Source organism: Massilia sp. DJPM01 (assembly GCF_030348125.1).
Lineage (GTDB): Bacteria > Pseudomonadota > Gammaproteobacteria > Burkholderiales > Burkholderiaceae_D > Telluria_A > Telluria_A frigida.
In genome coordinates this window covers 39557-57856 of sequence record NZ_JAQOZV010000053.1, presented here as the reverse complement: position 1 = coordinate 57856, position 18300 = coordinate 39557, and the positions used below count along the sequence as shown (strand labels likewise).

At 65.3% G+C, this 18300-nt stretch carries 17 protein-coding genes; 9 read left to right on the top strand and 8 right to left on the bottom strand.

The features are described 5' to 3' along the window. A partial coding sequence (locus tag PO883_RS26760; RefSeq protein ID WP_289312463.1) for a hypothetical protein occupies positions 1-231 on the top strand: 231 nt, incomplete at its 5' end. A gap of 310 nt (positions 232-541) precedes the next feature. Here PO883_RS26760 and PO883_RS26755 read toward each other — a convergent pair. Next, positions 542-1240, bottom strand: a complete 699-nt coding sequence (locus PO883_RS26755) for a glutathione S-transferase family protein (protein WP_289312462.1) — start codon at positions 1238-1240, stop codon at positions 542-544. A 314-nt stretch (positions 1241-1554) separates the two neighbouring features. On the opposite strand from PO883_RS26755, the gene PO883_RS26750 reads away from it, so the two are divergent. From PO883_RS26750 to ampC, 6 genes are all read left to right on the top strand, one after another. Further along, entirely contained in the window at positions 1555-2520 is a 966-nt protein-coding gene (locus PO883_RS26750; RefSeq protein WP_289312461.1) for a GlxA family transcriptional regulator, read from the top strand. 305 nt (positions 2521-2825) lie between these two features. Then, positions 2826-7154, top strand: a complete 4329-nt coding sequence (locus tag PO883_RS26745) for a hypothetical protein (RefSeq protein ID WP_289312460.1) — start codon at positions 2826-2828, stop codon at positions 7152-7154. A 17-nt stretch (positions 7155-7171) separates the two neighbouring features. Continuing rightward, the gene (locus PO883_RS26740; RefSeq protein WP_289312459.1) at positions 7172-7678 is read left to right on the top strand and encodes a hypothetical protein; all 507 of its coding nucleotides are present in this window, start codon (positions 7172-7174) and stop codon (positions 7676-7678) included. Between the two features lie 106 nt (positions 7679-7784). Further along, entirely contained in the window at positions 7785-8168 is a 384-nt protein-coding gene (locus tag PO883_RS26735; RefSeq protein ID WP_289312458.1) for a BlaI/MecI/CopY family transcriptional regulator, read from the top strand. Then, the gene (gene blaOXA / locus PO883_RS26730) at positions 8165-10006 is read left to right on the top strand and encodes a class D beta-lactamase (protein WP_289312457.1); all 1842 of its coding nucleotides are present in this window, start codon (positions 8165-8167) and stop codon (positions 10004-10006) included. The genes PO883_RS26735 and blaOXA overlap by 4 nt, the downstream gene beginning before the upstream one ends. A gap of 152 nt (positions 10007-10158) precedes the next feature. Continuing rightward, on the top strand, positions 10159-11292 hold the full coding sequence (gene ampC / locus PO883_RS26725; protein WP_373890108.1) for a class C beta-lactamase: 1134 nt from the start codon (positions 10159-10161) through the stop codon (positions 11290-11292). Between the two features lie 18 nt (positions 11293-11310). On the opposite strand, the gene PO883_RS26720 is transcribed toward ampC, so the two are convergent. The 6 genes from PO883_RS26720 to PO883_RS26695 form a co-directional block, all read right to left on the bottom strand. Continuing rightward, complete coding sequence (locus PO883_RS26720; protein ID WP_289312455.1) at positions 11311-11844, bottom strand: DUF5063 domain-containing protein; 534 nt, start codon at positions 11842-11844, stop codon at positions 11311-11313. A 19-nt stretch (positions 11845-11863) separates the two neighbouring features. Further along, positions 11864-12490, bottom strand: a complete 627-nt coding sequence (locus PO883_RS26715; RefSeq protein ID WP_289312454.1) for a hypothetical protein — start codon at positions 12488-12490, stop codon at positions 11864-11866. After that, the gene (locus PO883_RS26710) at positions 12487-13023 is read right to left on the bottom strand and encodes an NADPH-dependent FMN reductase (RefSeq protein ID WP_289312453.1); all 537 of its coding nucleotides are present in this window, start codon (positions 13021-13023) and stop codon (positions 12487-12489) included. Before PO883_RS26710 ends, PO883_RS26715 begins: the two co-directional genes overlap by 4 nt. Positions 13024-13124: 101 nt before the next feature. Further along, complete coding sequence (locus PO883_RS26705; RefSeq protein WP_289312452.1) at positions 13125-13346, bottom strand: hypothetical protein; 222 nt, start codon at positions 13344-13346, stop codon at positions 13125-13127. 179 nt (positions 13347-13525) lie between these two features. Next, the gene (locus PO883_RS26700; protein WP_167093596.1) at positions 13526-13855 is read right to left on the bottom strand and encodes a chaperone modulator CbpM; all 330 of its coding nucleotides are present in this window, start codon (positions 13853-13855) and stop codon (positions 13526-13528) included. A 3-nt stretch (positions 13856-13858) separates the two neighbouring features. Then, positions 13859-14779 carry a DnaJ C-terminal domain-containing protein gene (locus PO883_RS26695; RefSeq protein ID WP_289312466.1) on the bottom strand — a complete coding sequence of 307 codons (921 nt, stop codon included), beginning with the start codon at positions 14777-14779 and terminating at the stop codon, positions 13859-13861. A 94-nt stretch (positions 14780-14873) separates the two neighbouring features. Between PO883_RS26695 and PO883_RS26690 the strand changes: the two genes are divergently transcribed. Beyond that, positions 14874-15776 (top strand): c-type cytochrome, encoded by a 903-nt coding sequence (locus tag PO883_RS26690; RefSeq protein WP_289312451.1) that lies wholly within the window; start codon positions 14874-14876, stop codon positions 15774-15776. Positions 15777-15784: 8 nt separating this feature from the next. Here the strand turns inward: PO883_RS26690 and PO883_RS26685 are convergent, their stop codons facing one another. Continuing rightward, positions 15785-16663, bottom strand: a complete 879-nt coding sequence (locus PO883_RS26685) for a beta/gamma crystallin-related protein (RefSeq protein ID WP_289312450.1) — start codon at positions 16661-16663, stop codon at positions 15785-15787. A 169-nt stretch (positions 16664-16832) separates the two neighbouring features. Here PO883_RS26685 and PO883_RS26680 point away from each other — a divergent pair, with 169 nt between their 5' ends. After that, positions 16833-18221, top strand: coding sequence for an MATE family efflux transporter (locus tag PO883_RS26680; RefSeq protein ID WP_289312465.1), 1389 nt, complete (start codon positions 16833-16835; stop codon positions 18219-18221). Positions 18222-18300 lie beyond the last annotated feature (79 nt).

Sequence of the window (18300 nt, the reverse complement as noted above, 5' to 3'; positions counted from 1 at the left end):
ATTTTGCAAGAGGCTCCTCCGCCTTTGCACGATCAATTCATGCAGGGATATGCAATGCAAATGTTCTATTTCGACGTGACGGCGGCAACCCGGGTGGTCTTCACGGCGGACGCGGTATTGAGCGCCACTGACGCGGGCGGGCGCAACGCTGGACGGGCTTCGGTCGGGTTCAACGGCCGCTTCTACCCGCAGCAACCGCTTGGAACGTCGATCCGCTTGGGCCGAGAATAGCGTTCGCCAGGCCAAACGCCGGATTGAGATGACCCGGTCGTTGGCGCAGGGCAAGCCTGCGTCTCGGCCTTTGCCGACTGTAGCGTAACTGGAAAAAGCCAACTGGATCACGGCTTCTATCCCAGCTATCAATGATCACCTCGTTGCGACCGACAGCCTTGCCCCGCCGCCAACCGTAAACGAAATGAGCACCGTGTGCATCTCGACAGCTGCACAAATACGCCGGATATCGGGGTGCCCGTTCAAACTCAAAAGGACCGTACCCTCCAGGCGAGCCATGATACCGTCTCGCACGCAGGCCGGATGACTGTCACCCTGTAAAGCGCGCCGAGAGAGGCTGTTGGGTGGCATCGAGTACAAACTCGCGCACGTCCGAGAATGCAGCGCCAAACCCCGGCCGCTGCGAGATGAGCAACATGTAACGCTGGAATATCTCGCCGCGACACAAGCCATAACCGCGCGCCCAGAAAACAGCATGTCCCACGATGCAATCGGCTGCTGTCAATGTCTGCCCGCAGACGAACGGCGCCCGCTCCAGCCGCGCAGCAAGCTGGGGTTCGATTTCCTCTCGGAACTTCTTGCGGTATCTCGCCACCGTTCGCGGGTCCCGCTCCGCCTCCGGCAAGACATGCTCGTGGGCGCGAATTTGCCACAGCATCATGTCCATCCAGGTTGATCCGAAGTGAAGCATATGCAAGTAGTCGGCTCGCTCCGGCGATGCGTCGGGAGAAGGCGCCAACCCGGCATCGGGGAATGCGTCTGCAAGAAAAGCGACCATGGCCGCGCTTTCGAGCATGTGCTGCACTGCCCCGTTGTCCCACGTAATCTCAAGTACAGGCACAGCATGGTTGGGATTGACGCGCAGGAACTCGGCAGAATACTGGACGGCTGCGTACAGGTCCACGTTCTCGACGTCGAAGGCATCGCCAACGACCTCATGCAACATCCATTTGGTACGTGCGCTTCGGCTGGCCGGGTAATGGTACAGTTTCAGGTGTTGAATCAGCATGGTTTTTCCGGTGTGAACATCAATTGACGGAAGAGGCGGTGCAGACTCATACAAGCCTGGTCTGACGCGTTTCCTTGTCTTGCCTGGCGCAAGGCACAAGTACGCTTCAAGCCGCCACTGCTGGCATCTGGCACGTCGACACTTTTACCTTCCGCTGTCGCCCCCTCCTTACTCACTGCAATGCCAGACAAGGCAATGTTCGTCACGATTGCTGCATGTCGGGTTTCCATTCCAAAGCAGGCAGCGCCAGTCTGGCGCTTTGCAGCTCGTCCGTGAAGGCCGATATTTGACATTTTTTGTGTCAAAATGGACAAATGAAAATCATCACGGTTCTGGTGTTGGACGGCGTATTCGACAGCAGCTTGTCGATCACGCTCGATACTTTGCATGCGGCTCAAGCCATTCTTGCGGCGCGCGGCGGTGCGCCGCAATTGCAGGTCAGGACCATCGCCGCCACGACCTGCATCACGACCGGTGCCGGCTTGCGGATGAAGGCCGACCTCCGGTTCAAGACAGCAAAACAGGAGGTATCGGACTGGATCATTGTTCCAGGCCTTGGTTACCGTTCGGATCAGGAGCTCAGCGCCTGTCTTGCGCGCAGCGACACCATGCAGGCGATGCACTGGCTGGCTGCGGCGGCAGCGGGCAGCGCCAAGATTGCGGCTTCATGCAGTTCAGCGTTTCTGCTGGCGCAAGCCGGTTTGCTCGACGGCCGCAAGGCGACCACGGCATGGTGGCTCGCCCAGGCATTTCGCGCGCGTTATCCCGCGGTGATACTCGACGAAGCGCGCATCCTGGTGCGCGATGGACCGTGCCTGACTGCGGGCGCGGCCTTGTCGCAGCTGGACTTGATGCTGGCCATCGTCTCCGACGTGGCGGGGGAGTCGGTGGCGCATTTGTGTTCGCGCTATTTGCTGATCGATCAGCGCTCTTCGCAGGCGCGCTACATGATGCGCGACCATCTGGAGCATGAAGACCAGACGGTGATTGCGGCGGAGCGCTGGATCGATGCGCATCTGGCGCAGCCGATGACGGTGACTGCGCTGTCGTCCGAACCGGCGCTCTCGCCCAAGACACTGGCGCGACGTATTAAAGCCGCGACCGGTGTATCGCCAATCAAATTCATTCAAGGGCGGCGTTTGTCACAAGCGACCCATTTGCTGGAAACGACGGCGCTTTCGATCGACACAGTCGCGGCGCAGGTCGGTTATCAGGACAGTACAGCCTTGCGTAAATTAATCAAACGCGAGTTTGGCGTGACACCGAGTACCTTGCGCTAACCCATCTTTGCCACTGGCATCCATCCGCGCCACTATTCGCCAATCCCTGCGCACGAGAGCGTCGCCACCCAGCACATCCCGCGCTGGGCCCGCCCCGACAGTCAAACGCCTGTCACCGCCGCCATCCCGGCCCTCCATCGCAAGCACACTCCCCCAAGCACGGCATTTGCATAATCACAAGTCCATCGAATCTTTTCACAACACTACCTTGCGCCGCATCAAGTTATCGAAACATATCATCAGAAGAGCATATATTTACGCTATCCTTTTTCATCCCGCCGCACGCCGTCCGTCCAGGAGGTTGATTGAAACATATCCGGTTCCACAGCGCACTGGCGTCGCTGATGCTGTTCGCCGCGGCGCTGCCGCCGGCGAGCGCGGATGACGGCAAACGGACAGCGCCCCTGACATCCATACGGCTACAGGATCTCGCGCTCGCGCCCTTGGCTCCCCACCTGAGCAAGACCGACAGCGACAAGCTGGCCGAGGCCTGGATGTCCCTGGTCGGCCCCGCCGATCCGGCACTGGCGGTGGGTGCCGTGGAGCTGCTGGCGGACGCCCCGCCCGGGCTGAACGCCGCCATTGCTGCGCGGCTAGCGCATTCCGACCGCCTGGCCAAGGCGATCGATGCGGCATCGAACGATCTCACATCCCGCATCCGGAACGGACGGGCGATGGGGATCGCCAAACTGATGGATTACGCGCCTGAACCCTTCCTGCTAGAACTGAAGAATGCACTAGCCTCTGGCAAAACCAAGCGCATCGTCATGACGCTTGCGGCTTCCAACAATTTCCGCCGATTGCCAGGCGCGGCCGTCGATCACATCGTCAAGGCGCTCGATACCGGCCGGCTGGAAGGCCAGGCGCGGGACGAGCTGTTTGGACTGCTGGCCAATTTCCCCGACCAGCTGCAAGCGCAGCGGCCCGTGTTCGAGCGCTGGCTGGCGGACAAGGCCGACTCGCCACTGGTGCGCCAGCGGCAAACCCTGGCGCGCACGGCCTTGCTGGCGATGGAGGCGCCGCTCGGCCAGGAACAGGTACGCACGGCCCTGCTGTCGAACGACCTTGCCCAGAAGCGCGCAGCCCTGCGGCGCCTGAAAACGCTGGACGCGCGCGCCCGCGCCGGCTTGTCGCGCGAATTGGCCGCGCAACTGTGGGGAGAAACCACAGGCGAGGACTGGACCAGCGCCTATGACTTGCTGGGCGCCGCCGATCCGGCCTACCTGAATGCGCTGTATCAAGAGAAGGATGCCCAGGCCATCCGCGCCACGCTGCAGGCCGACATCGCCGCACGCTGGATCAGTCTTGCGCCCGACGCAGCGCGCGCCACGGTTGCCGCCTTCCCGCTCGATATGTATCAAGCACTCAACGACAAGTCCGCCCCATGCGAGGCGATCGGCTACCAACTGGCGCTGCTGACCGCGCGCAGCAAACTGGCCACAGGCAGCTTGCCCGATTTCTGGGCCGCGATTGTGGTGCGCGATCACGATTGCCGCACAGCCTACGGAGCGGCGATCGATGCCTACCTGCTGGCGGAACGCAAACACGGCGACCCCGCCCCGGCGCTGGCCGCGCTGATTCGCCGGCACGGCCTGGGCGAGCTGACCGAGTGGTCCACCGGCTCGGACCAACTGGCGGCCGCGCTGTCGACCGTACTGGACCAGCGGCTGCTTGGCGCCGATTGGGCCGGCGCCAGGGACATGATGCTCGGTGGCGCACGCCCAAGCCCCAACCTCATCACCAGCGATGCATTCTGGGCCAGCAACATGCCCGGGCAAGCGGGGCTCGATGAGCGAAAGTTTTTGCGTATCGTACAAGCGGCCGGGGGCGCGCCGCCGCCGGTGCTGCGCATGGCCGCCGGGCTGGCCGCGAACGCGGCCGACCCCGTCGTGCGCGCGGCGGCGCTGCTGGCACTGGCCGCCAGCGGCCGCCTGGTCGCGGAACAGCAACTGTTTCACGCCGCGCTTGCCGATCACAACGACATCGTCGCCAAGACCGCACTGGTTCTTTTGGGAATGGCCTACGAGCGCGCCGCGGTGCCAGGCGAACTCAAACCGATCCCGATGGAGCACCTGGGCCTGGTACTGACCCGGCCGGACCTGTCCGAAACGGCCAAGCTGGTGTTGCAGCGCCTGGCACGTTTCGGCGCGGCCTATGCGCAGTTGCAGGTCGAGCAATCCACATGGTCGACCAATGCGCCCGAGTCCTGCTGGCGCCTGAGTGCCGCGCGGCCGCTGGGCAGCGCGGCCGGCGTGGCCCTGCTCGCGCCCGGTCCGACCGAAACCGGATACCAGGCCGTGCGCGCCTGCGCCGGCCTGCTGCTCGATCCGCGCCTGCCGCTGGCGCGCCTGGTGCGCCAGCCTGGCGCACAGCCCGACAGCCCGCCGGCCGCCACCCTCGGCGCGCTGCAATCGCTGTGGGAAAGCGGCGAATTCCAGGCTGCCTCGCTGGCGCTGCGCGCCGACGTGGCGCGCATGGTGATCGGCGCCGCCCGCAAGCTGCCCTATGACTTGAGCACGCAATCGACGCTGGCCTGGTGGGAACATGCCTTGCAAGACGCTTATCCGGGCGACGCTGCCGAACTGCGTGCCCTGCGCCGCGGGCGCATGTGGATGGCCGCCCTGATCGGCATACCGACGGCGATTTTTCTGCATCTGGGCGTATGGTGCATTCTCCTGACAGGCTACCCCAGTTCGCCTACCTTGCAGGCGGTCGTATTCTGGAACCCGGTGGTGCGCAAGGTGCTCGGCTTCGGCTACATCGACCTGGTCCTGCTGTATGTTCCGCAAGCGCGGCGCCGCCTGTTTGCGCCCTTCCTGCCAGAATTTCTGCGCGACATATACGGCGGCGACGGCACCGAGCCGCGGGCCTACTTTGGGGAAAGCAAGGTGCTGCACCGGCCTGCCCGCATCGGAGCCGCCAGCACGGCGGCGGTTCCGCAAGCGATCACGGTCGCGCTGGCGAAGCATCGCGGGCGCGTCCTGTTGCAGGGCAAATCCGGCCTGGGCAAATCGAGTTTTCTGCGCTTCTGGCTCGCCAGACGCGCGGCCGGCAGCTACGACGTGATGGCTTACTTGCGCGCCGACCAGTGCCGCACCGGCGTGGAAGCGGAAATCAAGCGCCGCATGCAGGGTATCGGCAACGACCCCAATCTGCTGCACGCGATGATCTACGCGGGCAAGCTGTCAGTTTACGTCGATGGCTACAACGAAGTCGACCTGGCGACCCAGGAGGAAATCACTTCCTTCGTCGCCAACTACCCGCATGGCAACATCCTGGTGACCAGCCAGATCCCCTTGCGCGGCTTGTCCGGTATCGAAACCTTTGAACTGCAAGCGCTCGACCACGGGCAGGTACGCGAGTTCCTGATGGGCAGGGCCAGCATCCTCGCGCCCGATGCCGTCCTGACGGGCGCCGCATTCGAGCGCGCCGCTGGCGCATTCCTCGACGACACCTGGAGCCAGCTGCAAGCGAGCGAGGAAGAACGGGCGTTCCAGGAAATCCTGGTCAACCCGATGGACCTGACATCGATCGCGATACTGCTGTCGGAGGGGGGAGTTCCCGACTTGCTGGCGCTGGAAAACCAGCAGTTCGAGCACGTCAAGCGCCACCTTGCCGCCAACGCCACGCCGTTTCGCACGACAGCCTTTTCGCGCGCCCTGCTGGCCCAGCGGCGCGACGACAGGGAAGACTTGGGCGAGTTGCCGTTCAAACCCGAAGTGGTTCAATTGCAGGCGGCAAAGCTGGCGCAACTGCATAGCTTTACCGATCCGGCGGGTAAGGTCACGGCCCAGGAAGTGCGTTTCCGGCACGAGCGCATCCGCGATTTCTTCACGCACTTCAGTTTCCTCGACATGCCCGCCGACGAGCAGGCGACCTACGCCAACGATGCCCGCTTTGCCGGCGTCTTTCCCTACCTGGCGCGCAGCATGCCGGCCGGGGCGGCCGTGGCACTGCGCGAGCAGCTCATCACCCTGGCCGCCAAGCTGGAAGACCACCGTGTCAGCGACAGCTTCGTGCGCGAGCTCAGCTGGCGGCAGCGGCTGACCGCGGACGATCCCGCCTGGATGCTGGCACATGACCTGCCTCATGCGCGCAGCGCCGAAACGAGCTTGCTCGACCTGGTCCGCACCCAGGCGGGGATCGAGGCGCGCATTCTGGCCTTACAGCAGGAAATTTCCGCGTCGCGCAAGATGACCCGCATCCTGGCCAGCGCCGATCCCACCGAACTGATCGACCTGGCGCAGCAGATGCTGCTGCACATGGGCGCGCGCGCCATGCCGTCCACGATGCCCTTCAGCATGTTGAGTACGCCCAACGGCCAGCCTTTCGTGCTGCTGGCACTAAGCCAGAAGAGCCTGATTCGTCCATTTCATGTCGAGTTGCTGCGCGCGCGGATCGATGCGATCAGCCTGCCGAAACTCGTCATCGTCAATTCGCAGGTGGGAACCGAGCCGGCCCAGCGCATCGACGAGCTCACGGCGCAGGTGCGCGATGCCTTGCTTGCCAGCGGCGCCCTGGCCCTGCCCGCTGTCGAGCTGTACCAGGATTACTACGCATCGATTACCGGTGGCGCGCAAGCGGCGCTCTGGCCGCGCCTGGCTGGTCTGCGGCCACCGGGCGCACCGGCTTAACCCACCCAGGAGGCAACATGATGACGCACTGGACCCGCATCCTCATCGGCTGCGCCGCCGCGCTGTTCCAGCCAGCGGCGCATGCCGAGAAATTCGAAAACGCCTACCTCAGCTTTACCATGGACGATGGCTGGCGATGTAAACAGGAAGGCACCGAATTTGTGTGCCGGGCCAACAAAGGACAGGCGCAAAAGGAGGCGGTCATCATCATGGCAGCCAAGGAAGCCGGTCCTCAAGACACGCTGTTCAACTATACGGCGCATTTGAACGTCACGCCGAAAACCGGAAAAATCGTGCAGCCGGCCACCCAGGTGGTCATCAACGGGACGGTCTGGGTGGACAGCCTGCAACTCGGATCGGAGGTCGAGAATTACTACACCCGCTACGCGGGAACGGTCAAAGATGGCATCGGCGTCTTGTTTACCATGTCGGCGCACACGCGTTACTACGAAAAGTACAACGGCGCCTTCACGCTGGCGCTGCATTCCTTGAAATTGAAGCCCATCAAAATGCGTCCCAGGTAGCGTTGACGGCCGGTCGTGGGCCGGGTCCGATGCATCGAAATCCCTTCTTGACGTTGATGTGACGCGTGTCGCATAATGGTGGCACCCGTCGCACGCAGAGCATCCCATGGCAATTCCTTCGATATCCGAACTCATCATCCTCAAGGCGCTGTGGCGACAACAGCCGCTCAGCGCGCGCGAAATCCACCAGCAGATCGAAGACGAGCTTGGCTGGTCATACTCGTCGACCCGCAAGACGCTGGAGCGCATGCTGGACAAGGGCTCGCTGCGCCAGGCCACCCTGCACGGGGTGCAAGTGTACGAAGCCGCGCTTGAAAAAGTCGGCACCCTGGCGAGCTTTGCGCACGACTTCGGCACCCGCGTCATGGAAATGGCAAGCCCGTTCCCGGTCAATATGTTCACCGGCAGCAAGCTGGTCGACGATGCCGAACTGGCGCAACTGGAGCAACTGCTGCAGGACTGGCCGGAACCCGATGGTGGCAGCCAATGAATCCGACCGATCTGCTGATATTCCGCTTCCTGCTGGCCAGCGGCGGCTGCATCGCCGCCGGACTGGCCGTGTGGGCCGCGATGGCGCTGTGCCGGCGCGCCCTGCCCGCCATCGCCTCGCAGCGCTCGGTCTGGCTACTCGCCCAGCTCACCATCGTGGCGGCCTTCCTGCTGATCCTTCTGCCGCATAGCGAGCGCCTGCGCCTGGTACCGCCTATCGAAATCGACAGCCCGTTGCAAGCGCAGCGCGCCATCGCGGACCACGCCCCCGCAGCGACAAGCAGCGCCAGCGCATCGAGCGCTCCAGACGTGCAGAGCGCCGGGCGTTCCTGGCTGGCCCTGGGCGCGCAAGCCTGGCTGCTGTGCTACCTGCTCGGCCTTGGCTACGCGATTGCCCGGCTGCTGCAAGCGCGGCGCATCTTGAACAGCCTTGCCGCGACCGGAGGCCGCCTGCGCGCCCCGCAGCGGCACGACGGCTTCATCCACCCCCTGCCCCTGGACCCGACGGTCATCGAAGTCGACGCGCCGATCTCGCCCATGCTGTTCGGCCTCTTCAAGCCGCGCCTGCTGCTGCCCGCGCATCTGCGCCGCTTCGAGACGACCCAGCAGCAAATGATGGTGGAACACGAACTGACCCACCTGCGGCGCCATGACCTGCACTGGATCAGCGCCAGCGTCCTGCTGCAAACCCTGTTCTGGTTCAACCCCTTCATGCGGCTGCTGCGCGCCAACCTGTCGTGGGCGCTGGAACTGGGCTGCGACCGCGATGTCCTCGACGGCCGCCCGGCCATCCAGCGCAAAGCGTACGCGGCGGCCCTGGTGGTGCAGTTAAAACTGCAGCGTTCGCCGGTGAGCAACGCCCTCGCCTTCGGCGCCGTCAGCGCGCCTACCCTGGCCGGCAGGATTGCCCTGATCCGCGAACCGGGCGCCATGCCGCACCGGCGCTGGACACGCCTGGCCGCCCTGGCCGCCCTGGCAAGCGTCCTGATGGGCAGCCTCGCGCTCCAGCCGACACTCGCATGGCGCGCCGAATCCGCCGCGCCGCCGCCCGGGCCGGCAGCGCAGGCATCGTCCACCCCCGTCAGCCCCGGCGCTGCCACGGACGCCATCAGCTGCACCGAACTGGCCGATGCCGCCAGCGGCAAGCGCCTGGTGCACGAAGGCCAGTGCGACGAGCGCATCACGCCGGCATCGACCTTCAATATCGCCGTCAGCCTGATGGGCTACGACAGCGGCATCCTGGAAGACGAACACGCACCGGCCATGCCATTTCGCAAGGGCTACGTCCACTGGAACCCGGCCTGGCGCACGGCCACCGACCCGACCAGCTGGTTCAAGCACTCGGTGCTGTGGTTCGCCCAGCAAGTCACGTCCCGGCTTGGCGCCGCGCGCTTCCAGGGCTATGTGACCAGCTTCGGCTACGGCAACGGCGACCTGTCGGGCGACCCGGGCAAGGATAACGGCCTGGCCCTGTCATGGGTCAGCTCATCGCTGAAAATATCGCCGGCCGAACAGGTAACGTTCCTGCGCAAGGTAGTCAAGCGCCAGTTGCCGCTGGCACCCAAGGCATATGACATGACATTGCGCATCATGCAGCCGGAGACGCTGGACAACGGCTGGGAAATCCACGGCAAAACCGGCACGGCGTCGCCCGTGCTGCCTAATGGGCGCGACGATCCGGAGCGCCAGTACGGTTGGTACGTCGGCTGGGCCAGCAAGGGGCAGCGCACGATCGTATTTGCCCGCATGGCACTGGAGCGCAGGCAAGAAGGCTTTGCCGGCGGCCGGGTCAAGGAAGCCTTCCTGCGCGAGCTGCGAACGCGGCTCGACACCCTGTAAGCGCGCCACCGCCCAACAAAAACCCGTCACAAAAGAATGCCACGCAACCCCGTTCATGCAAACGAGCGGGGGTGGATCACTGTACCCGTTTGCATCCCATCCATCAGAAAAGGAACATCGTGTCGACCCTCTCGCCCAAGCTTACCAAGCACATTGCCATCGCCCTCGTGGCGTCCTGTTTCGCCGCCGTCAACAGCCACGCCGCCGACAGCGACGCGCGCATCCGCGCCATTGTCGACAAGGCCATCGGCCCGCTCATGGCCGAATACAAGGTGCCCGGGATGGCGGTGGCCGTGACGGTCGACGGCCAGCCCCATGTGTTCAACTACGGGCTCGCATCGGTCAAGGACCATACCCCGGTCGGCGACGCCACGCTGTTCGAACTCGGGTCGGTCAGCAAGACGCTGACCGCAACCCTGGCCTCGTATGCGCAGGTGCTCGGCAAGCTGTCGCTGGACGCGCATCCGGGCACCTACATGCCGGAGCTGAAAGGCAGCCCGATCGACAAGATGAGCGTGCTCAATCTCGGCACCTATACCGGGAGCGGGCTGCCGCTGCAATTTCCCGACGCGGTGACGGGCGCCACGATGAGCGACTATTTCCGCCAATGGCAACCGCAAGCGACGGCGGGCGCTCAACGCCGCTATTCCAATCCCAGCCTCGGCCTGTTCGGGCATCTCACCGCACTGGCGCTCAAGAGCGATTTCGCCGACGCCATGGAACAACAGCTATTCCCGCAACTCGGCATGAAGAGCAGCCATCTGCGCGTGCCCGACAGCGCGATGGCCAATTATGCGTGGGGCTACGACGAGGACAACAAACCGCGCCGGATGAACCCTGGCGTACTCGCCGCCGAAACGTATGGCGTACGGTCAACAGCCGCCGACATGCTGCGCTTCGTCGAAGCGAATATCGATCCGCAGCGTCTGGATGAGCCAATGCAGCGCGCGGTGCACGGCACCCATGTCGGCTATTTCCAGGTCGGCGCCATGATGCAGGGGCTCGGATGGGAGCAATACCCCTACCCGGTCACCTTGCAGCGTCTGCTGGCAGGCAATTCGAGCACCATGATCATGGAGCCGAATGCAGCGAAGCGGATCACTGCGGGGCCCGGAACGTCCGCCAAGACCCTGTTCAACAAGACTGGTTCGATGGGCGGATTCGGCAATTATGTGGCTTTCGTGCCGGCGAAAAAAATCGGCGTCGTGATCCTGGCGAACAAAAACTATCCGATTCCAGCACGTATTAAAGCGGGCCACGCTATCCTCAAGCAACTCGCGCCATAAACCTGCTGCGTGCCGGGATCAGCGCGGGTCGGACCCGGCAATGGCTGCGGGCGGCAAACCGTCATCCGCGACGGCGTAGTCGCGGGGGCGGTGCTGTTCCCAGTACTGCAAGACATTCAGGGCGCTGGCCGCATGGCTGCCCCAATGGATGATGAAATGTTCGCGCCAGTGAAACACGGCAGCATCGGCAGCGCCACCATCGAACAGAGGAAGGCCGTGCTTCAGGTCGCGCCATATGTCCGCCAGGTCATCGGCAAGATCGCCGATCATGGTCTCGCCGCAGGGAACATCGAGGGGATTGGCGCACTCCGAATAGTAGTTAACGGGGAGCGCGCCAAAGCGCTTGAACATCGCGCTCCACGCCTCGTGCGATATGGCCGCCGCGTCATCGCCCCAATCGCATTCGCGCTGCGGCAAATCGAGCGCCTGCGCATACAAATGCGCGAGATGGCGGCGCGCGATGCTCATCTGGGCGTCGCCCGGCAGCAAATCGCCTTCGGCCCATTGGCAAAAGGCGCGCACCGATTCGACGAAGGTCGTGATGGCATTCATGCTGTCCTTGTTCAAGCTGTTATTCGAGCGGCCAACAGCGCTCGATGGTACCGCCGGCATGTTCCTGCAAATACGCAAGCGCCCGCGTGGCCAGGCTGGCATCGGGAGAGCGTATCGCCAGGACCAGCGGGTCGTGCGATACCGGGTCCACATCGACGCGCTGCCGCTCGGGAGCCGCGCGCAGAACCAGCGTCAGTTCGGTCCAGCCGGCGTCCCCGGAATACGCGCTGTTTCCATCGGAATCGATATCGGAATCCGCCCCCCACAAGTGAGCGGCAAGCGTGCCAAATTCCGGCCGTGCCCCGGGGTTGCGGAGATAGCCCACATGGTCGCCTGCATGCGGACCTTCCGGATGCCGGGGAGTCGTCCCGCCCTGCGGACTGTTTTCCGGCGCGGCCCCGACCAGCAGGGAGGCGGGAACGAAGCCGATGCCGCAACTGGAACAATAGCAGCCATCGACGAACTGGCTGAGCGGCGGCTCTCTCAATGCCTGCGGCAGGCATTCATCGCTAGCCAATTGATACGGCCAGTGCCCTCCCTCGCCAAAGTCGACGCCATACACCGGCGCATGCTTTGCAATCAGCAACAGCTTGGGCGTCGCATGGGCGGATGAACCACATCGGGGACAGGCAAAATCCGTCCTCATGGAGGGCCGACTTCCACGCTGGCTTGCGCCAGCGCGCCGATGGCCCCCAGCAGCGCCCCGGCCAGCGCCGGGTCGGCCGCAATGTGCGCCTGATCGAATCCCCTGTTGGCAACCGCGATCACGGGCGACGCCGCGGCGATCACACGCCACCCCATCGTGGTGACGATCTCGGCCAGGGCCGCTTGGGCGTGCACCGCCCGCGCCGAGGTATTGATCAGCGCAACCGGTTTGCTGCTCAACTCGGCGCAGCCGACAAGCCAGTCCAGCATGTTCTTGAAGGCGCCCGGTACGCCATGCGCGTACTCCGGGCTGGCCACGATGACGCCGTCGGCCGCGCTCAGCAAGGCGCGCAGCTCGCGCACCGCTGGCGGCGGATCGGCCTCGATATCGGGATTGAAGAACGGCAGCATGTGCGTGCCGTCGTACAACACAACGCGCGCACCGGGCGGCGCCAGCGCGACCGCCGCGCGCAGCAGCGCGGTATTGGCCGAGTCACGGCGCAGGCTGCCTGAGAGGGCGATCAGAGTTTTCATACGTGAGGCGCAGTTGATCGGAACACGCCATCGTAGCAGAGCCCGACCGATCGCATCGCCTTGTGCATGTCGGCATAAATTTGCCGGATGGACTTGCAGTATCACGTCGGCGCCCACGTCAGCACGCTACGAGCAACGCCTTTCCATTTCTGCAATTTACCAAGCAGGCGCACACCGTTGCGATCGTTCGCGTTCACGCGGGCGAACTGGCGCAACCCATTCCTGACAATCAGCGCGCCACGGTATTGCCTCGTCACCGCATGGGCATACGAGGATGCCCCCCGGTTCGCCCATGCGGGATCGATCGCCAGCCATGCCAACAAGGATCTCGCCCGTCGCCTGCGCCGCCGCGCAAGCGGACTCGACAAAAACACGCGCGGCGCCAACCCAGCACGATTGTGATGCATCAAACGCATCGCGCCCGCCGGTAGCATAGTCACTACATCAAATCGCCAGGAGATGGCTGATGTTCACCGCATGCCGCAGGCGCGCCGCCCTGCACTCACTGCGCGCCGAGCACCCGCAGGCGCGTGCGCAGGCGGCTCACCTCGTCGGCCAGGTCGAGCACCAGCGCGGCGATTTCCTCGTTGGCGTCGAGATCGCGCTCCAGGCTCACCAGCCGCCGCGCGCGCCGCAAGTCGGCGCTGCGGAAACGCCACTGCGCGCGGGCATCTTCGTCCAGGCCCAGCGCCATGATCTCGTCGGCGCCCAGCAAACCGTCACCCACATGCCGCACCACCCAGTCGGGCTCGACGCCGCAGGCGCGCGCCAGCTCGTGCAGGTCGAGCGCCTCGTCGTCGAGCAGAACGCCCACGATATCGATATTGGCCATGCCCTACCCTCCCGCCCGCGCACGCGGATTGAAGGCCATCTCGCGTGCCATTGCGCGGTACAGCTCGCGAGCCTTGTCGGTATTTGCCGGCGGCAGGACGACCTCGAGAACGAGATACAGGTCGCCCGCCGGCGTGCCCGGAATGCCGCGCCCCCTGAGGCGCAGCTTGCGCCCCGTTTGCGAGCTGGGCGGCACGGAAACTTCCACCTGTCCGGACGGCGTGGCCACGTCGATGCCGGCCCCCAGCGCCGCTTCCCACGGGGCCACCGGCACGCTGGCATACACATCGCGCCCCTCGATCCGGTAGCGCGCATCGGGATGGAACCCGATTTCCAGGAACAGGTCGCCCGCAGCGGCACCGCCACTGCCCGGATGGCCCTGGCCCGCCAGGCGCAATTGCTGGCCGGGCAGCACGCCCTTGGGAATCTTGACGTTGACGGCGCGCTCGCGCGTCACCACCCTGCCATGGGCATCGTGCTCGGGCACGCGCAAGGTCACGGCGCGGGTGGAGCCGTGATACGCATCTGCCAGGTCGATGGAGATGGCCGCGTGGATATCCTCGCCGCGCATCTGGAAACTTGCTCCGCCGGGGCGGGCGCGGCCGCCGACATGCGCGAACAGATCGGAAAAGAAATCGCTGGAACCGGCCCCGCCGCCATCGAAGCCCGCGCCCCAGTCGGGTGGCGGCTGGAATTGCTGCCCCGCGCGCCGGGTGCGGCCCAGCGCATCGTAGGCGGCGCGCTTGTCGGCATCGCCCAGCACGCCGTACGCCTCGTTCATTTCCTTGGTCTGGTGGTCGGCGTCCGGTTCCTTGCTCACGTCGGGATGGTATTTACGCACCTGCTTGCGGTACGCCTTTTTGATGGCGTCCGCGGAAGCGTCCTGGTCGACGCCGAGGGTCTTGTAATAGTCCTTGTATTCCACGAACGGCGCTCCCGGATCGGTTTTGATCATCCTACAACGCACCCGGCGCAGGCAGCGCACGCTTGCCAGCCACATTTTTTGAAGGAGAAACGCTATGAACGGGTGGGTGAGTGGGACCGGCCTGGCCATGCTGGCGCTGGGCCTGGCGGGGGCCGCGACGGTGTGCGCCGGCACCTGGCTCGGCGAGCGCAAGATGGCGCGCACGATCGCGGTGGAGGTGGCCGACATGGCCCTGCCCAAGGACGCGGCCAGCATCGCACATGGCCGCTACCTGTTCAACACGCGCGGCTGCGCCACCTGCCACGGGCGCGACGGCAGCGGCGCCGCCGTCATTGACGATGGCGCGATGCGGATCGTCTCGCCCAACATCACGGCCGGCGCCAACAGCGCCATCACGCGCTACCGCACGCTCGACTGGGTGCGCACCCTGCGCCACGGCGTCAAGCCCGATGGCAGGCCGCTGATGATCATGCCGAGCGAGGATTACAGCCTGCTCAGCGACGCCGACGTGGGCGCCATCATCGCCTACGTGCGCCAGCTGGCGCCCGTGCCCGGACAGGCGGCGCAGGTGCGCCTGCCGGTGGCGGTGAAAGTCATGTACGCCTTCGGCGCGGTGCGCGACGCCGCCGAAACGATCGACCACAGCGCGCCGCCGGCGCCGGCAACCGCGCCGGCCATCACGCTCGAGCATGGCGCCTACGTCGCGCACAGCTGCATCGGCTGTCACGGAGAAAACCTGACGGGCGGGCGCATTCCCGGCGCGCCGTCCGCCTGGCCGGCGCCGGCCAACCTGACGCCGGGCCATGGCAGCGCCATGACGCGCTACCGCACGCCAGAGAGCTTCATGACGATGCTGCGCAGCGGGCGGCGCCCCGACGGCAGCAGCATCAGCGCGGTGATGCCGTTCGGGGCGCTGGGCGAGATGAACGAGGTCGACATGCGCGCGCTGCACGCCTACCTTCAAAGCCTGCCGCCGCGTGCGGGCGGGCAGCGCTGAGCGCCCGCTTAACGGACCCGGCGCACCGATGAAATCAGGTTGCCCATCGGTCCGAGACGGTCGTAACGGCCAGGGCCGAAGGTCACGCAGCGACCGCCGAAATCGGCGTGCTTGCAGAACTCCCATTCGCCCTGATGCACGATGAGCGCGTCGGCGCGGTCATTGAATCCGAACTCGGTCAGGTCGCGCGTGTCGTCGCGCAGCACCAGGCGCTCGCCGCCAAAGCCGCTGGAGGAAAACAATTCCACGTCGACCTCGCGCTGCCCGCCGCCATCGTCCGCATCGACCAGGCGCGCCGACGAAACCCGGCCGCGCAAGCCGCGCCCCAGATCCTGGTAACGGCCCGGTGCGAAAATGCGGCAAGTGCCACGGTAGCCGGCGTCGCTGCACAACTGCCAGCTGCCTTCCATGACCTGGGCGCTGTGCGCGCTGTCGTTGAAATCGATCCCCGAGAAATCGTCGGCATCGCGCCGCAGGCGCCTGGCGTCGCCCTCCAGGCCACGCCCGGTGAACAGCGCGATCATCCCGCGCGGTCCGCCATGATGGCGCCCGCCGCCATGACGGCGCTCAGGCATGATCTCGCGCACCGACGAAATGGTGTCGTTGAAGCGCTCCAGCGTCGGATACTCGCCCTGCTCGAAGACGACGCAGCGGCCTTCGAAGCCGACGTGCTCGCACACCTCCCAGCGCCCGGAGCGCACGATCATGCTCGACGCGCGATCGTTGAAGCCGCTCTCGACCAGGTTGGGCGTGGTGCTGCGCAAGGTCAGCTCGCGGCCGTCGAAACCATCGCGCGAGAACAGGGTCAGCTCACCGGCGCTGGCGGCGGCGTGAGAAAAGATGGCGGCGCCGAGCAGCAGCGCGAGTGTGAAGCGGGATTTGAGCATGGAACCATCCTTGATGTGCGATGACCGATTGTGACGACCCCGCGCCCGCCGCGCCAGTGCCCAAGCTGTGAGATGTGTAACAAGTCTTTACACGGAGCCGAACCAAGCCGCCGCCCACCCTGCCCGCGATTAGCCGGTAAAATCCATGTTTGCTCCTACCGTGTCCACCATGTCCGCCATCCTCGCCCCGTCCGATACGCCCGTCCGCACCGAAATCGCCGCCCTGTGGCGCCTGTCCTGGCCCATGCTGGTGGGGCAGCTGGCCACCGTCGGCATGGGCGTGGCCGACGTGGCGATGACGGGCCATGTCAGCGCCAGCGAACTGGCCGCCGTGTCGCTCGGCGCGTCGGTCTGGTCGATCATCCTGGTCACCGTGATGGGCACCATGATGGCGATTAACACCGTGGTCGCGCACGACATCGGCGCCGCCCAATACGGGCGGATTCCGCACGTGGTGCGCCAGGCGCTCTGGAAAGGCGTGGGCGTGGGCCTGGTGGCCTGCCTGGTGGCCAATCTGTCGACCCTCGTGTTCGACCATATCGGCCTCACCCCCGACGTTGCCGCCAACGCCGCCATGTTCGTGCATGCGATCAGCATCGGCATGCCGGCCTTTGCCTGCTACCGCGCGCTGTACGGCTACACCACCAGCATCAACCAGACCAAGCCCGTGATGGTGATCGCCGTCCTCGGGCTGCTGTTCAACGTCTTCGTCAACTGGCTGCTGGTGTTCGGGAACTGGGGCATGCCCAAGCTGGGCGGGGTCGGCTGCGCGGTCGCCACCGGCGTGTGCATGTGGCTCATGCTCGGCGCCATGCTGGCCTGGATCCGCATCGCCCCGGCCTACCGCCAGACCTACCCGTTCACCCACTGGGAATGGCCCAACTGGCCGGAGATCGGCAGCATGCTGCGCCTTGGCCTGCCGATCGGCGTGACCTACCTGGCCGAAGTGAGCGCGTTCGGGGCGGTCAGCCTGATGATCGCGCGCTTCGGCGTGGTGCAGGTATCGGCCAGCCAGATCGCCCTCAATTTCTCGTCGCTGGTATTCATGGTGCCGCTCAGTTTCGGTATCGGCCTGATTACCCGGGTGGGCCATGCGCTGGGCGAAGGCGACGCGGTGCGCGCGCGGTTCGTGGCCTGGGTCGGGGTCGGCATGTCGCTCGCCTTTGCGCTGATTTCGGCGGCGCTGATCGCCGTGTTCCGCTGGGAGATCGCGCGCGCCTACACCTCCGATGCGGCAGTGCAGGAACTGTGCGCCCACCTGCTGCTGTTCGCGGCGCTGTTCCAGCTGTCCGACGCCACCCAGGTCGCCACGTCGAGCGCAATTCGCGGATACAAGGTCACGCGCCAGCCGATGCAGATCCAGCTGCTCGCATTCTGGGGCTTCGCCATGCCGGTCGGGTATGTACTGGGACTGGCGCCGTCATGGTTCGCCTGGTCGCCGGCGCTGCCGATGGCCGCCGCCGGCTTCTGGATCGGGCTGGTACTGGGCCTGACCGTGGCCGCGGTGCTGCTCACCTGGTCTTTACACCACCTCTCGCGCACGCGCGCGCAGGCTTGACGCGGGTCGCTGGCGAGGGGTGCCCACGGGTGCGGAACTCTGGTATCGTCCGGGGTTCTCCACATCCACCTCACCGAGA

What these genes read in the sequence shown, in the direction of transcription:
- PO883_RS26755 (WP_289312462.1), bottom strand. Translation starts at nt 1,240, where the DNA reads ATGCTGATTCAACACCTGAAACTGTACCATTACCCGGCCAGCCGAAGC.
- PO883_RS26750 (WP_289312461.1), top strand. Translation starts at nt 1,555, where the DNA reads ATGAAAATCATCACGGTTCTGGTGTTGGACGGCGTATTCGACAGCAGC.
- PO883_RS26740 (WP_289312459.1), top strand. Translation starts at nt 7,172, where the DNA reads ATGATGACGCACTGGACCCGCATCCTCATCGGCTGCGCCGCCGCGCTG.
- PO883_RS26735 (WP_289312458.1), top strand. Translation starts at nt 7,785, where the DNA reads ATGGCAATTCCTTCGATATCCGAACTCATCATCCTCAAGGCGCTGTGG.
- blaOXA (WP_289312457.1), top strand. Translation starts at nt 8,165, where the DNA reads ATGAATCCGACCGATCTGCTGATATTCCGCTTCCTGCTGGCCAGCGGC.
- PO883_RS26720 (WP_289312455.1), bottom strand. Translation starts at nt 11,844, where the DNA reads ATGAATGCCATCACGACCTTCGTCGAATCGGTGCGCGCCTTTTGCCAA.
- PO883_RS26715 (WP_289312454.1), bottom strand. Translation starts at nt 12,490, where the DNA reads ATGAGGACGGATTTTGCCTGTCCCCGATGTGGTTCATCCGCCCATGCG.
- PO883_RS26710 (WP_289312453.1), bottom strand. Translation starts at nt 13,023, where the DNA reads ATGAAAACTCTGATCGCCCTCTCAGGCAGCCTGCGCCGTGACTCGGCC.
- PO883_RS26700 (WP_167093596.1), bottom strand. Translation starts at nt 13,855, where the DNA reads ATGGCCAATATCGATATCGTGGGCGTTCTGCTCGACGACGAGGCGCTC.
- PO883_RS26690 (WP_289312451.1), top strand. Translation starts at nt 14,874, where the DNA reads ATGAACGGGTGGGTGAGTGGGACCGGCCTGGCCATGCTGGCGCTGGGC.
- PO883_RS26685 (WP_289312450.1), bottom strand. Translation starts at nt 16,663, where the DNA reads ATGCTCAAATCCCGCTTCACACTCGCGCTGCTGCTCGGCGCCGCCATC.
- PO883_RS26680 (WP_289312465.1), top strand. Translation starts at nt 16,833, where the DNA reads ATGTCCGCCATCCTCGCCCCGTCCGATACGCCCGTCCGCACCGAAATC.